The organism is Acidobacteriota bacterium (assembly GCA_016196065.1).
In the GTDB taxonomy this organism is placed as follows: Bacteria; Acidobacteriota; Terriglobia; order Terriglobales; family Acidobacteriaceae; genus Acidiflorens.
Window position 1 is genome coordinate 1 of record JACPYL010000015.1, and the last position, 15,824, is coordinate 15,824.

Below are 15,824 nucleotides of genomic sequence, written 5' to 3' on the forward strand. Positions count from 1 at the left end.
ACGAATCGTCTCTACTACACCAATCCTCAGCTGCATGAATTTGAATCGGTGGTCGAAGATGTCTTGCCTCCCTCGGGTGCCGAGAATCGTCATGGCGTAATTTTGCGGGAGACTGCTTTTTATCCCACGAGCGGCGGACAAGTGTTTGACACGGGCTGGTTGACGGCCGGCGCGCAGGATCGAGTGAGAGTCGCCGAAGTGGCTGACATGGAAGACGGCAGGATTGTTCACTATCTGGAGGCGCCAGCGAAACTGGCTCCGGGCGAAGTCCTGCGCGGGAATATTGATGCCGAGCGGCGTCGCGACCACATGCAGCAACATTCCGGCCAGCACGTTCTGTCGGCGGCGTTCATCGAGTTGTATCAGATTCCTACAGTTTCGTTTCATATGGGAGAAGACTATTGCTCGATTGATCTCACGACGCCGTCGTTGAGTGCGAAACAGATCGAGGGGGCAGAGCGGCGGGCAAACGAAATCATCTTCGAGAATCGCCCGGTGACGATTCGGTTTGTTTCGCGAGCGGAGGCAGAGAAACTCGGCTTGCGTAAATTGCCTCCCGCAGAGCGGGACGAATTGCGATTGATCGAAGTGGCGGACTTTGATTTGTCAGCGTGCGGCGGAACACATGTCAGCGCCACGGGACAGATCGGATCCATCCTGTTGCGCAAGACGGAAACCGTGCGGCAGGGAATACGAGTGGAGTTCGTCTGCGGCGGACGCGCGGTGCGGACGGCGCGTCGCGACTATGGTGCTCTGAGCGAATCCGCCAAGCTGTTTTCGACGCAGTTGTGGGACGTGCCGGAACAGATTCGCAAAACATTTGACGAGACGAAGTCGGTTCGTAAGCAGCGGGAAGAGGCATTGGAGGAACTCGCCGCCGCTATGGCATCGTCGGCACTGAGCTATCAGCAGGAGAAGAATGGCTGCAAGGTCGTGGTACGGCAGTTCGACGACCGGGATACCAGCTTTGCAAAGTTATTTGCACAGAAGGTAGCCCGTGCAGGAGTGCCAGCCGTGGCGCTGGTCGCCAGTACGATCGAGCCGGCGGGAGTCATCTTCGCGCAGGCTGCTGGCGGGGCCGGGGATATGGGAGCTCTCCTGAAGCAGATGCTTGCAACCGTCGGTGGGCGTGGCGGAGGAACACGGGACTTCGCGCAGGGAGGACTTCCCGTCGGCACTGATGTAAAGCGGTTGCTTGAAGAAGCGATGGGTACAATCGAAGCGTAGAGCGGGTTCGTTCTGGCAACGTGCTTGCGAGCTGCGAACGAGAGCAATCGTAACTGCCAGGCGGTGAATTCGCATGTGGGAGCGAGACCAACCCCACGACTGCCGGCAGGTCGCCGGCGCAACGGTCAAATCGATCTCATGGAACAAAGGCTGATTCTCGTCAATCTTTTGATCAAGCTGGGCGTGGCTGCGGCCGTGTCGAGCGCGCTGGTGCGGTCGAAAGAATTTAAGAAACTGCTTTTTGCCGAGAAGAGAGAGACCCGCCAAAAAATCTACCTGACTCTGTGGATGGCGATTCCGATTGCGCTGGGCGTGTGGATTCGCTTTACGAACCGCAGCTTTATTGCGGGCGATGTGGCGCTGGAAACCACGGTGCTGCTCGGTGTTCTTTGCGGCCGATTGGCGGGTGGTGTGGGGGGCGCGTTGATTGCGCTTCCGGCAACTCTGCATGGCGAATGGGCGGCGCTGCCTTTCGATATCTTCTGCGGGTTGGTCGCGGGGCAATTGCGGCACGTGGCTCCGGATGAAGAAGATATCTGGTCGTTCTCTCCCTTCATCGATCTGAGTATCTATAACTGGATTCGCCGCAACCTGCCAGTCCCGCGGTTGTTCGACTGGCAGATTACATTTCTTCTTACCATCGTTGGATTGCGATTTCTGCAGACGGAATTATGGCGATTCTGGCCGCGATCGATCTTCAGCCTCGAACATCCGAATTTCTGGGTGGAAGGCGCGATTTACTTGTCTGCCATCATGGTAGTGGGTACGGAGCTGAAGATTTACAACAGCGTACGAATTCAGATCAAGCTGGAGGAGCAGGAACGCCTGCTGCTTCAGGCGCGCATGGTCGCGCTGCAGAATCAGATTAATCCCCATTTTCTGTTCAACACGCTGAACTCGATTTCATCGCTCGTCCGATTCGATCCTGACACGGCGCGCGAAATGATTATCAAGCTGGCGACGATCCTGCGCCGCCTGCTGAACAGCACCGAGTCGTTTGTCCCGCTGCGAGAGGAACTGGAGTTCATCGACAACTATCTCGACATTGAAGTGGTGCGCTTCGGACGGGATAAGCTGCGCGTGGTCAAGGAACTGGAACCCGCCTCGCTGGAAGTGATGGTGCCTGCCATGCTCCTACAGCCGCTGGTGGAAAACTGCTTGAAGCACGGGCTGTCTCCCAAGGTGGAGGGGGGCAGCATTACGCTGCGCAGCCGCGTGATCAAGTCGAGATTGATTATCGAAGTGGAAGACGACGGAGTGGGCATGGGTGCCGCACAAGTGCTCTCAACGTCGGATGGGGTGACAGGAACCGGGATCGGCATGGCGAACGTGGCCGAACGCCTGAAAGTCCTGTACGGCGATGCGGCCAAGATGATGATCGAGAGCCGCGAAGGAGTGGGCACGCAAATCCGGCTCCGGTTACCGGTTGTGCCGCACTCCGCGGAGTTAATGACTACCGCGATTGCTCCAGCACCCGCCGGTAGAAGTCTTCATAAAGCGGAATAATCTTGCTGGTGCAGAAACGCGCGCGGGCTCCGTCTCGGGCTCGCTTTCCCATCGCGCGCAGAGCCGATTCATCTCCTAACAGCTCAATCGCATAACGCGCCATGGTCTCGACATCGCCGACATCGGCGAGGTAGCCGTTCATGCCATGTTCGATGACTTCGGGCACGCCGCCAGCACGAGTCGCGATGGGAACAACTTCGCAAGCCATCGCTTCCAGCGCGGCCAGACCGAAGGATTCGAGTTCGCTGGGCAGGAGCATGATGTCCGAGATGGCCAGTTTTTCCTGCACGCGATCCTGTTTGCCGAGGAAGAGTACGTGTTCGTGAATGCCTTTCTGCACGGCCAGCCACTCGGCCTGGGAACGGTCCGGGCCGTCGCCGATCAACAATAATTTCGATGGAATTTTCTTGCGGACGCGGTCGAAGATTTCAATCACATCCAGCAATCGCTTGACTGGGCGAAAATTCGAAAGGTGGACGAGGATGCGTTCGTCGTCCGCTGCATACTCCCGCCGCTGCTCCGGACTTCCGGCGGCGCGATGATACTCGTCGCAGTTCACAAAGTTAGGGATGACTTCGATATGTTTCTTGATGTCAAAAATGCTGATGGTCCGTCCCCGCAGATATTGGGAGACCGCGGTGACTCCGTCGCTCTGCTCGATGGAAAAGCGCGTGATCGGCAGGTACGAGCGGTCGAGACCCACCAGCGTGATATCAGTGCCGTGAAGTGTGGTCACGAAGGGAAGATGGCGGCGCGGTGGAGTGGCCGCCAACATCTGCCGGGCGAGCATCGCACTGACCGAATGCGGAATCGCGTAGTGAACGTGCAGCAGGTCGAGTTCATAGAGCTGCGAAACTTCCGCCATGCGCGTGGCGAGGGCCAAGTCGTAGGGCGGATATTCAAACAGTGGGTACCGGGAGACCTCCACCTCGTGATAGTGGATGTTGGAGGCGGTGTCGATCAGGCGAATGGGCTGGGAATACGAGATGAAGTGGATATCGTGGTCGCGCCGCGCCAGTTCCAGCCCCAATTCGGTGGCGACCACTCCACTTCCGCCGTACGTGGGATAACAGGTGATGCCAATCTTCATGCCAACTCCCAAGACTGTTCCATTGGATTCCCGGATGATCGTCGCGGATGCAGGCCACAGGCGTCAAGGGCGGGCAAAATACTGACATAACAAAAAAGGCCGAATCCTGCGGGGAAGTGCAGGATTCGGCCGCTCGCGGCGGAACCGGACGAAAACGCAGTCTAGTCGCCAGCCGTGGCCAGTTTGCCGTTCATCATTACCCTCGGCTTTTAGTCCGCGAACGCGACGATACCCCGATACAAACGATAAAACAAGCTATCGGCGAGACCCGGCAAGGTCGTAGCGATCAAGGTTCATGACCTTGTTCCACGCAGCCGCGAAGTCCTTCACGAACGCCTCCTTGGAGTCGTCACTTGCATAGACTTCCGCGATTGCCCGGAGCTGCGAATTCGAACCGAAGACGAGATCGACACGCGTGCCAGTCCACTTGGTCCGGCCAGTCGCCCGGTCGCGCCCCTCGTACACCCCTTCCGATGTAGAGGCGTCCCATGTTGTATTCATGTCGAGCAGGTTGACGAAGAAATCATTCGTCAACGTCTCTGGACGAGTGGTCAAAACGCCGTGTTTGGTCTGCCCGAAGTTCGCATTCAGGGCGCGCAGGCCGCCGATGAGAACCGTCAGTTCGGGGACAGTCAGTGTCAGCAACTGCGCCCGATCCAACAGCAACTCCTCAGCCGAGAGCCGCTGTCCGCTTCGAAGATAGTTGCGGAAACCGTCCGCGACCGGTTCCATAACGGAGAACGAGTGCACGTCGGTCTGATCCTGCGATGCATCGGTACGTCCGGGCGAGAAGGGAATCTTCACGTCGTGTCCGCCTTTTTTGGCTGCTTCTTCGACGGCCGCACTGCCGCCCAGAACGATCAAGTCGGCCAGCGACACCTTCGTACCATGGTTGTCCTGCGAGCCATTGAACTCCTTCTGGATCGACTCCAACTTCTGCAGGACCTTGGCCAGTGCGGCGGGCTGGTTCACTTCCCAGTTCTTTTGCGGCATCAGGCGAATACGCGCTCCATTCGCCCCGCCGCGCTTGTCCGAACCGCGGAACGATGCCGCCGACGCCCAGGCAGTCGTCACCAGCTCGGAAATTGTCAGTCCGGAGGCAAGGACCTTCGCCTTGAGAGCAGCAATCTCCTTGTCGCCGATCAGTTTTTGATTGACGGCAGGAACGGGATCCTGCCACACCAGTTCTTCCTTCGGAACAAGTGGGCCAAGGTAGCGGGAGATCGGCCCCATGTCGCGATGCGTCAGCTTGAACCACGCTCGCGCAAACGCGTCTGCGAACTGGTCCGGATGATCGAGGAAACGGCGCGAAATCTTCTCGTACGCAGGATCGAAGCGCAAGGAAAGGTCGGTCGTCAGCATCGATGGAGAATGACGTTTGGAGGCATCGTGCGCATCCGGCACGGTGCCGTTGCCGCCATTGTTTTTCGGAGTCCACTGATGTGCACCGGCGGGACTCTTGGTCAGTTCCCACTCGTACTTGAATAGATTTTCGAAGAAGTTATTGCTCCACTTGGTCGGGGTCGTGGTCCAGATGACTTCCAGGCCGCTGCCGATCGCGTCGCCGGCCTTGCCGGTCTTGAATTTGCTCTTCCATCCAAGTCCCTGCTCCTCGATGGTTGCGGCTTCCGGCTCGGCGCCCACTAACTTCGCGTCGCCCGCGCCGTGAGTCTTGCCGAAGGTGTGTCCGCCAGCGATGAGCGCGACGGTCTCCTCGTCGTCCATCGCCATGCGCGCAAACGTCTCGCGGATATCGCGGGCCGCGGCAATCGGATCCGGATTGCCGTTCGGTCCTTCCGGATTCACATAGATCAGGCCCATCTGCACGGCAGCCAGAGGATTCGCCAGATCGCGATCGCCGCTGTAGCGCTCGTCGGCGAGCCACTTGCCCTCCGGTCCCCAGAAAATGTCCTCTTCCGGTTCCCAGACGTCGGGGCGCCCGCCGCCAAAGCCGAACGTTTTAAAGCCCATCGACTCGAGCGCGACATTGCCGGCCAGAATCATGAGGTCGGCCCAGGAAATCTTGCGTCCGTATTTCTGTTTGATCGGCCACAGTAGACGGCGCGCTTTGTCGAGATTGACGTTGTCGGGCCAGCTATTGAGCGGCGCGAAGCGCTGCTGCCCGGCACCTGCGCCACCGCGGCCATCGCCGATGCGGTAGGTGCCCGCGCTGTGCCACGCCATGCGAATGAAAAGCGGTCCGTAGTGGCCAAAGTCTGCCGGCCACCAATCTTGCGAGTCCGTCATCAGGGCATGCAGGTCCTTGATCACGGCATTGAGGTTGAGGCTCTTGAACTCTTCCGCGTAATTGAACTCCTTGTCCATTGGATTGGATAGAGGAGAGTGCTGGTGCAGAACCTGCAGATTCAGCTGATTCGGCCACCAGTTCGCATTCGTCGCCGCCTTGGCGGTATTGTGATTAAAAGGGCACTTTGATTCGGTTGACATATTTTGTTTCCTTCCTCGAATGAATACCGTGATGAACTTCGAAACCAGTCAGTTTACAGGATGCTCGGTTTTGTTTCTGTGAGGCAGCGACAGAGACTCAAGACGTTCGGTCAGCGGCCGAAAGTCGTCCGGCTGTTGCCGCGATTCCACTTTACATCGATGAACCATTGCGAGCGTGAGTAAAGTCTAAAGAAAATAAATCATAGGTAAAAGACCAATGTGTCGATATGTGAAATAGAATAAACCTATGGTTCATGTCGAGAGCTTACGAGTCGCCTAGCCATGGATATCCGCCAGTTGCGTTATTTTTCTGCCATCGTCCGGACCGGTAGCTTTACCCGCGCCGCCGCTGAACTAGGCATCAGCCAGCCTTCGCTCTCGCAGCAAATTCGTATCCTTGAGCAAAAAATCGGTAACCCGCTCTTCGAACGACTGGGGCGATCCGTCCGCTTGACCGCCCACGGCGAAGCGCTCCGTAAGCCCGCCGCCGACATTCTGCAACAGGTCGCGGAAACGGAGTGTTCTCTCGATCAGCTTCAGCGAGGAGTGCGCGGAAAGCTTCGCGTCGGAGTGATTCCCACCATCATGCCGTATTTGATCGCGCCCCGCGTCGGCGCTTTTGCCGCCCGCTTCCCGGATGTGGATCTGCAATTCACCGAAGACACTACACCCCATCTCATCGAACAGTTGCAGTCCGGGGATCTCGATCTGGCCGTATCGGGTCTCCCTGTTCGAAACCCCGACATCGTGTGCAGCGAACTGACTCGCGAGCCGCTTTTTCTGGCCGTGTCAGAGAAGCATCCATTGGCGGATGAAACGGCCATCGACCTGGAGGATTTGCAGGGGGAACGATTTCTTCTCCTCAAAGAAGGCCACTGCCTGCGCGACGATGTGCTCCGAACCTGCTTACGGGGCCGCAAGGAACTTCATCGCGTCTTTGAGACCGATCAACTCGCCAGCATCTTTCAGTTCGTGCGCTCCGGCTTCGGATTGACCGTTGTCCCTGCGATGACTGCGTCGCATGCAACGGGATGCCAGCTTATCCCGCTTCGTGGCGGCAGCTTTCGTCGTATCGGATACCTGCGAGCTCGCCGCCATCTCGTCAGCCGTCCCATGCGTGAATTTGCGGCGTGGCTGCGGACGATTGTGGAGACCAAAACGCTTCCAAAGGGATAGTGGGTCACGTCGCAAAAGTCTTAACCACGAAGGTCACGAAGGGAACACGAAGGTTCACGAAGGGAAGCTTGGTCTTGTTAGACCGTCGCCTGAGGCTTCGTGTTCTTCGTGGTCGTGATTCCTGCCAGCAGCCGCAAGCTGACCTGTTTCACTCCGGCAGATAGGCCAGGTTGTCGAATAGCACGCCTCCTCCATTTTTTAGTTCGAAGGTCACGCGGCTGCTGGGATCGCGCCACTCGGTGCGCAGGCGTTTCAACTGGCCGGGCTTGAGCGTAAATGATATTTCGCGTTGCTCGGGGGATCGCATGGTGACGGTGGCCTCGCCAGGCCCGTCGTTGTAGGCATCGATGCCGACAAATATGCGCGGCCAGTAGAACTGGAACTGCGTGGACGTTGCTTTGGTGTCGGCGAGGGCGAGATTGAACGTTCCGAACCCACCTTGTGGAACATTCATGCGCCACTGGTCTGCACCCCAATCGATGACGCCGGAAGGATATTGCCCCTTCAAGATCGTTCCCGCTGGAAGGTGCGGATCGTCGGAAGTCACGTAGTGGGCCGGTGCGTTGCCGTCTTTTCCTTGAATATCAATGTCGCGAGCATCGGCGTGGCGAATGCGAAGGACATGGGTGGATTCATCGAACGTGTATCCCGGTTGGTCGAGATCTTTGCGAAGCGTGAGCGGCTTGCCGTTGGCCGTGATGAATTCAGGGGCAAAGTCGAGGCGGAGAACGTCCGACGATTCAGGATCGAAGGTCGAATAGGTGACGGACCCTTTGCCGTAGTTGATCCGAGTGACGACGGAACTTGATCCCAGCAAATGTGATTCGTCGGCGGGCGCCCATTCGGGCACCGCCCAGAAGGCGTCCATCAATCGCCGAGGACCGTCCGAATACTCGTCCGTGAACCACCACTGCATGGCGAATGGAGAGTGGGCGGCGAAGGATAGTCCCTGAAAATAGGTCACCCAATTATAGGAGCGGAAAGCGGCGTCGCGGTACGACACGTCACCCGTCTTTGCAAAATAGAGCGCTTCGACGGCAGCCAGCCTGGATGTGTGACTGTCACAGCATTGATTTGGTTCGTTGCAGCAAAAGTTGATACCGTTCCCCTGTTCGGTGGTAACGGTTGCGCCGTGCACAATGTACTTGGGCCACTTCGGAGTGGTCTTCACCCACTCGATAACGCCTCGCGCATGCTCGCGCCACTGCGGGTCTTTATCAGGATGGAGCAGGACGTAGCGGGCAAACTCCAGTGGGATCACCTGATTCATGTTGCCCATGCTGGCGATGGTGTCTTCGAAATATCCGACCCAGACATTCTTCGCGAGCGGGTACTTCTGAAACCAATCCCATGCGCCCGCGCGGACCCGTGTATAGCTGGCGACATCGCCTTGTCCAAGGCGAATGAGTTCGTCGAACAGCATGATCGGCTCGATCACATTGGCGGAATACGGGCCCATCGCCCTGCCTTCGGCTTTTCCGTCACGAGCCAGCAATCGAACGGGCCACGGAGAGTTGTTTTCGTCTCCTGCCTTGTAGTTCTTTGCCAAAGCGTCTGCACAGTGGATCGCGGCGCGTAAATATTTTGTATTGCCGGTCATCTCGTAAAGTTTCAAATAGCCGTAGCCGTCTTCACCGACCACGTGCGGCTCGATATAGTCTTCGCCGAGCGGGCTCCAGCCGGTGTAGCGCTTCGCACCTGGATTCGCGGATGCGTACGGCACTTGCGGCCAAGCGTAACCTTCCGGGGTCAATCCATTTTCAAGTTCGTAGTCCACGAAGCTCTGCAGGAATGTAAGTGTGCGAGGATCTCCCGTGTAGGGATAGAGACGTTCGATGAATCCCTGCATCATGGCGCGCAGGTAACCGGTGGAATTGGCCCAATGCTGGTCAGGGATGAGTTCGAAGGTGGTGCGATCAAAATCAAAGCAGCAGTAGGAATAATGAAGGCGCTGCCGATTGTACTGATCCCACAGGATGGTCCATTGCGTCAGGACGTGCGATGAGTAGGAGTAACCGATATTGTCGGGCATCGGCCAAGGGAGGAGCTTGCCTTGGGCGTCCAGTTGTACCGGATGTCCGGCAATGGTGGGGGCATCGACGGTTGAAGTGACAGGAAAGGGCTTCTGCTGTTGTGCGGCAAGAATCGTCGCGCAGAGGAATACGGTCAAAATAATTGTCGGAAACTTCGTAATCGGAGTCATTCGAGTCGGCTTGAACCCTCAATATTTCTGGTGAACTGCGACGACCAAGAAATATACAACCCGGACACCGCTTTCGGGCGTGAGTTCGAACATTAGTTCCGACGGATTGAACTGATAAACTCTCTTCAGTCGCCTGTTTGCGTGCCCGGATGGCGAAACTGGCAGACGCACGGGACTTAAAATCCCGGGTCCTTAACAGGACGTGACGGTTCAATTCCGTCTCCGGGCACCAGATATCTGAATGTTGTGAAGCACTCGCCTGATCGCTCCTTTTTCGGTGCCGCGTCGCGATATTGAGCGGTGTACGATTCAAATCATCCGGGGTTTCCGGCGCGGAGTCGTAATTGCCCTCTTGGTTCTTTGTAACCGACCTCCACGGAGCGAGCAGTCGGTATGAAACACTCCTGTCGCGAGTCATATCGGAGCATCCGGCCGCGGTCTTCATCGGCGGAGATCTGCTGCCGCGAGCTTTTTCCCTGGGCGGATCTCTCGCTGCACAACATGGGGATTTTATTGGGGAATATCTCGTGCCTGAATTCTCACGGGCCCGCGAGAAACTCGGTAGTCTGTACCCTTCGGTGTTCCTCATCCTTGGCAACGATGATCCCCGTATCGAAGAGGGTGTCATTGAACAGGCCGCCCAACGGGGCTTATGGCAGCACATCCACGATCGAAAATCCGTTCAAGACCGATTCGACATCTATGGCTACGCGATGGTGCCGCCTACGCCCTTTCTACTCAAGGACTGGGAAAGATACGATGTCTCACGTTACGTCCCACCGGGCTGCGTTTCACCAGAGGAAGGGCTCCGCAGTCTGCCTTGTTCCGAGAGCGCGGTGAAATGGGGAACAATTCAGAAAGACCTGGCAAATCTGACGGGCGAGGTTTCTCTCGATCGCGCGATATTTCTCTTTCACACACCTCCATACGAGACGCCGCTCGATCGGGCGGCGCTGGACGGCCGCATGTTCGAGCACGTCCCCATCGACGTGCACGTCGGCAGCATTGCCGTGCAGCGCTTCATCGGAGAGCGACAGCCATTGCTCACTCTGCACGGCCACGTACATGAGTCGACTCGTCTGACCGGCAAGTGGAAGATCAAGATGGGCCGCACCGTGTGCATCAATGGAGCGCACGACGGGCCAGAACTTGCCTTGGTCCGTTTCGACCCGGAATCTCCAGAGGATGCGACCCGCGAACTCCTCTAGACGCCCAGATCTGCTTTCAGGGGAAACTTCCGGGCGGGATCGGTGATGGCGTCAATCTTCACGGCAAAACTGCTTCGCTCGGCAATGTCCTTGTCCGTAACCAGGTGAACGTCGAGGAGTCCGTCGGAACGGTACCCCGTTCGCAAGAAGTTTATTTCCCCCAGGCAGCGGCTCCAGCCCTCAAGCCAGAGTTGGAGTTCTCCTTCTTGTCCTTCTGTACCTTGAAAGTGCAGTAGGAGATCAATATCACTGGCTGGACCTGCAGTCGCGTTTTTCGTGCTGCCGATCAGGTAGAACGCCTTCACCCCAAACTTCGTACCGTCAAGTTGTGCCGCGATGCGTTGCGCCATGCGGAAACGCCAGCGCCAGTGCTCTTCACCGCTCCGGTCGAGAGACTCTACGCGGGGTGCGATCGATCCATCTCTCTGCTGGGCCGGTGCAAGAAATGCCACTGCCTGGTCCAGATCGGCATTCATGACCACTCGCAGAACCATTCCGTGCGTGTCCCTGGGCACGTCGATGACGTGGAGAACGTCGGCAAGGTGCGCGAAATCCGGCATCATCTCGGCCAGAACATTGTCCGACCTTCGGAAAAAAGGTTCGTTGAATACTGCGCTCGGATCGTCCGGGTAAAGGGGCAAGTAGCGGATCGAAGCCTCGACCAGATCCTGAAAGAAATGAGTTCCGAAGGAGAGATCGGGTAAGTAGTTGCCTTTCTGCCGGGCAACTTCCACCAGCATCGCGGCATTGTTAATGTCGGAGTAGGTAACGGGAACGCCGAGTCGGATATCACCTCGGCTTCCCCAACGACCTGGCCCGATCAAAATGAACTGTCGTTTGGGCAAGAGTTTGTTCAGACGCCCCACGGCGCGGCCAATCTCCCGCATCGTGGTCTCGTCCGACAGTTGGCTATAGCCTTCCAGATCCACATAGACGATGTGAGTGATCTCCGGCACTTTGCCGTTCGATACGTAGCGGTTCGCAGTGAAGATGACCTTATCCGATGGCAGGTTTTGCGGGATCGGCACGGGCACCATACCTGCCCCGTAGCTCTGCGGACGGCATTGGAGAAGATAGAAGTCTGCGCCATCGTAAGCGAATTCCAGATCGACCGCGCCCCCCAGCTTCGACTGCAGCAGGTTCAGCATCTCTCGAATACAAGCCACGAAAGGCGTGTTCCGTATCAACCCTTCAAAGGTGAAAACAACGTCGCGTTTTTGGAAATCGGGGACGGGACCAACCGGCTGCTCGATCCGATCATGGTCCACCAGGGAAACCAGTTGGCGGACCTGAGGATACTGCGCTCCGCACTGGCGAAGTAGCTCGATCGCATCGACCGTTTCAAAAGAGTTGGTCTCGAGATTGACTACGTCCACCCGCTTTGGGGAGTACTTGAGCACCTCGTCCAGCGTGATGTTGATTCGCAAGTTGGGCTGCCCCGGTGCGATGAGTACCGGATAATCATCGGCCATGCGATCTACGGCGCGCGTACCGAGTCCCGGCACCATGCGAATCAGGCCGTCGGTACGCTTGATGCGAGCGGACCAACGGAATTCATTGTTACTGAAAGCCACCCCGGAACAAGCCGGCAAAAAGTACTTGCCCACCTGCTGACCCACAACTTCCTGGATCATGATCCCCATCTCTTCGTGCATGTCGAGCAGTCCGCGTTCGGCGCGATACTCGGTCGGGTCCGGTCCGAAGATGGAGGCATAGACCTCGGCAACCGCATCCATGAGGGCCGAAAGCCTCTCTTCCTTGGAGCCACAGTTCCCTAAGAAGAGGCTCTTATATTTTCCCGAGAAGGCAGAGCCAGGCCGGTCTTCGAGCAGGCTGGAACTGCGCACGATGAGAGGCCGATCGCCCAGATCCTCCAGTGCCAGCGCCATCCCTTTCGACAACTCCGAGGGAAAGGAAGATCGTTTGAAGAGGGCCACCACATGGGGGTACTCCTGCCGCACCTGGTCGATCTCCATGTACTTGCGGTTCAGCACATCTTCCAGATCGTTGTGATGGACAAAGCTGAGGATGCAGTCTGAAGTCATGTACCAGGTCTTCGGCACCTTCACCTCGCCCAGCAACTTCGAGGACTCCGGCGACTTTTCGATAATCTTCTTGGCCAGAAACAGTCCCGCGCTCTTGCCTCCCAGTTTGCCGTGACAGCGCGGCGGGAAAATGATCTTGCTCAGCAGATCGTAAAAATCTTCGATCCGAACAAATTGCTTGGCGACGTTGATGAAATCAAGACTCTCGGAGAAAAAGCGCCGGATCAGCGACACCCGTAGCCCCTTCTGCGTCGAGCGGGAGAGTTCACTCTCTTTTACCGAAGTGTGTCGATAACGCTCGAGGGCCTCAATAATTTCGCCGAGCGGGGTGTCCTGGTGTTCAAGGGCGCTGACAAGGAAGCTGCTTTTCTCTTCTTTGATCCAGGTAGTGACGAGATCCAGTATCTCGTCTTCGCTGAGATGCTGGTCTGCAATCTGGAACGCTTCGTTCGTAAGATCGGGGAATTTGTGGTGGGCGTCCCTCACCTGTGGCCGGTTGTCCTGCCACGCCACCCGCGCGCCGCTCAGTGCTCCTCCATGTTGGAGCAGTTCGCGGGCTTCCGGGAATCCGCTCCAGTTGAGATGGTTAATGAGTTTTCGCGAGATGCGCTGCAGCAGGACGGGATCGGTGTCGCGCAGAAATTCGACTACCACTCGCCACTCGCCCTTGTCCGTGGCCTCGCCATCTTCCGCGGCTGCCCACGATTCGAACGCGGTGCGCAAATGCCGCTGTGTGATTGCGCTGCCGATCCGTTCGGCGATGGTCCGAATAAGTTGGCCCTCTTCCTTGAGAAATTGGCTGCCTTCGACTGGCGGCACTGCGTCCCGGTAGTAAACCTCTACGACTCCGGCGGCTTGATCCTGGACAACGATTTCCGCGCGCTGTACCCACTCGGTTGCTTTGAAGTCCGCGCACTCGAAGACTTCGCCATCGAAGATGATTCGAGCCTGGCAAATTTCGGGATATTGCCAGCCCGTGGGCAGGATCTCGATGATTTGCCTGAGAATGTCCTCGAGCGGCAACCCGCTCTGGTTGAGCGCTTCTCCAACCCTATACAGGCAGTTCAGTTCCTTGGCACGCTCCTGCAGGGCGTGAAGAACCGTACCGAGGTGAGTCTCATCCTTCTTCATTGTTTCCCACGAGCTGTTTCCTCGTTTCCTTTCAGTACCACTCCCCGCGAGTTGCGGCCATCGACTCGAACGATGAGTGGCCGAGTCGGTCTCACATGGCGAACCAGGTCGGTCTCGTGAATCACCGGCTGATGGTTCAGCCAGTCCCAATCAATACCGAGGGCCGCGTCGTGCCGCACCGTGAAATAGCTGGCGTGAAAACTGGCCAGATTGTGAAAGAAATGCGATCCCTGGCTCGGTTCCACATCCATCTCCGGCAGCGTAGATTCAACCAGAACACGGGCGCCGGAAATCTGGCTCCAATCTGATGGTATCCCCAGCGAGGCATGGGAACTTCCAATGCGTCCGAAGCCAATCAGCACGTACGGTCGCCCCTGGTCCACTAGTTCCCGATTTATCTTTCCCAGCTCTTCTGCGATGGCCTGCGTGTGCAGGGAAGAAAAGTGCTCCGGCCGCGCGTAGACAATATCCTGGACGTCGGTGGCCACGCCATTACCCAGGGCCATATCGGAGGAGATCACGGCATCAGGGCTATGAAGATCCTCGACGCTGACTTCGATGAGTTGGTCCGAAACAGCGATGGGTCGCACCTGCAGGTACCCGAATCGAACGCGCGGCTGCTCCCCTCTGCGTTGATGAATCGTGACCGCAAATTCGATTTCCACCTTGGCGCCGGTGACTCGCTCAGCCGAAGAAATCATGGCTTGAATCAGGGCATTCAGGGGCAGGCGTTCCCCCACGAGCAACGGAGCGAAGTTGAGAATTCTCGGTCCACTCGTGCCGATCCCGGGAACCACACGGTCACGACTTGTGTCATACGTGGAAGCGAGATACTCGAGAACCTCGTCTCCTTCGGCATCAGTCAGGTTGGCGCGGACCAGATATTCAACTTCGTTGACCGGATCATAGGCCGGGGGCTTGCCCATGTTTACTGCCCAGAATTGAGTCTGGCTATTTCGCAGGAGCTGTCGTATCGAGCTGAAGGGTGGCCCCTTCTTTGGATAGGCCGGCGAATAGGTCCAAGCGAGGTCGCCGTCAACAATGGTCTTTCCCAGGCCGAGAGCCAGGCTGACGACACCATCTTCGGGTCGAGCCGGGGAGTTTGCGTAGAAGTTGTAGGAACGTGCGACACCAGAAATATCCGGGTAGTAGCGATCACCGTGTCGGTGCCCTACCACCTCCTGGATGATTACCGCCATCTTCTCACTGCTCGGGGATTGGCCTGTTGCACGAATGTAGCTCCGCGCTTCTCGGAAATATGTCGAAGCGTAGACGAACTTGATGGCCTCGACCAAGCGGCGGAACCGGCTATCTGCGTCGAACTGGTTATTCGGGATCATCTTCGTCCCGTAAACACCGGCGAACGGCTGGTCCCGGGCGTCTTCCAGTAAACTCGATGACCGGATCGCCAGAGGAGACTTCACCTGCTCGATGAGTGCGCGAAGATCTCCCAGCAGCTCAACGGGCAGGTCGCCCTGCTGGAAGGCATGGCCGATCCGATCGTCCGACATCTGTTCGATGGGGAGATCTGCGAGATGATTCTGGGGAATAAAGGCGTCAAAGAAATCGGTAGCGATCACCGCCATGGTGGGTACGTCGACATCGAAATCAGGAAAATGTCCAAAGTCAAAATCTCTTGTCAGGGCGTCCTTGATGATGGCAAGTCCGGTCGCCTTTCCGCCCAACGATCCCGTACCAATGCGAGTGAAACGAAAGGCGCCATCCAGGAAAATCCGGTCAAATGGCGGTAGATCGGCAGCCAATACTTCCGCAGGAATCATCGGTGACCT

At 57.3% G+C, this 15,824-nt stretch carries 9 protein-coding genes and 1 tRNA gene; 5 read left to right on the forward strand and 5 right to left on the reverse strand.

All coding sequences use genetic code 11. The annotated features are described in order from the left end of the window. Both HY010_15870 and HY010_15875 read left to right on the forward strand, forming a co-directional pair. On the forward strand, positions 1–1,227 hold a 1,227-nt coding region (locus tag HY010_15870; GenBank protein MBI3477211.1), incomplete at its 5' end, for an alanyl-tRNA editing protein. A 138-nt stretch (positions 1,228–1,365) separates the two neighbouring features. Continuing rightward, positions 1,366–2,733 (forward strand): histidine kinase, encoded by a 1,368-nt coding sequence (locus tag HY010_15875; GenBank protein ID MBI3477212.1) that lies wholly within the window; start codon positions 1,366–1,368, stop codon positions 2,731–2,733. On the opposite strand, the gene bshA is transcribed toward HY010_15875, so the two are convergent. Next, positions 2,681–3,823 carry an N-acetyl-alpha-D-glucosaminyl L-malate synthase BshA gene (gene bshA / locus HY010_15880; GenBank protein MBI3477213.1) on the reverse strand — a complete coding sequence of 381 codons (1,143 nt, stop codon included), beginning with the start codon at positions 3,821–3,823 and terminating at the stop codon, positions 2,681–2,683. The two genes, HY010_15875 and bshA, sit on opposite strands and share 53 nt — an antisense overlap. Before the next feature lie 255 nt (positions 3,824–4,078). Beyond that, a complete protein-coding gene (katG, locus tag HY010_15885; GenBank protein MBI3477214.1) occupies positions 4,079–6,271 on the reverse strand; it encodes a catalase/peroxidase HPI in 2,193 nt (730 codons plus the stop codon). Between the two features lie 282 nt (positions 6,272–6,553). Here katG and HY010_15890 point away from each other — a divergent pair, with 282 nt between their 5' ends. Beyond that, on the forward strand, positions 6,554–7,447 hold the full coding sequence (locus HY010_15890; protein MBI3477215.1) for a LysR family transcriptional regulator: 894 nt from the start codon (positions 6,554–6,556) through the stop codon (positions 7,445–7,447). A gap of 148 nt (positions 7,448–7,595) precedes the next feature. On the opposite strand, the gene HY010_15895 is transcribed toward HY010_15890, so the two are convergent. Then, the gene (locus HY010_15895; protein ID MBI3477216.1) at positions 7,596–9,593 is read right to left on the reverse strand and encodes a hypothetical protein; all 1,998 of its coding nucleotides are present in this window, start codon (positions 9,591–9,593) and stop codon (positions 7,596–7,598) included. A gap of 200 nt (positions 9,594–9,793) precedes the next feature. Between HY010_15895 and HY010_15900 the strand changes: the two genes are divergently transcribed. Together HY010_15900 and HY010_15905 are read left to right on the forward strand one after the other, a co-directional pair. Continuing rightward, positions 9,794–9,882: transfer RNA gene (locus HY010_15900), tRNA-Leu, on the forward strand. A gap of 112 nt (positions 9,883–9,994) precedes the next feature. Next, complete coding sequence (locus HY010_15905) at positions 9,995–10,858, forward strand: hypothetical protein (GenBank protein ID MBI3477217.1); 864 nt, start codon at positions 9,995–9,997, stop codon at positions 10,856–10,858. On the opposite strand, the gene HY010_15910 is transcribed toward HY010_15905, so the two are convergent. Both HY010_15910 and HY010_15915 read right to left on the reverse strand, forming a co-directional pair. After that, positions 10,855–14,034 (reverse strand): pyruvate, phosphate dikinase, encoded by a 3,180-nt coding sequence (locus HY010_15910; GenBank protein MBI3477218.1) that lies wholly within the window; start codon positions 14,032–14,034, stop codon positions 10,855–10,857. The genes HY010_15905 and HY010_15910 overlap by 4 nt on opposite strands. Further along, positions 14,031–15,815 carry a hypothetical protein gene (locus HY010_15915; GenBank protein ID MBI3477219.1) on the reverse strand — a complete coding sequence of 595 codons (1,785 nt, stop codon included), beginning with the start codon at positions 15,813–15,815 and terminating at the stop codon, positions 14,031–14,033. Before HY010_15915 ends, HY010_15910 begins: the two co-directional genes overlap by 4 nt. Positions 15,816–15,824: the final 9 nt, after the last annotated feature.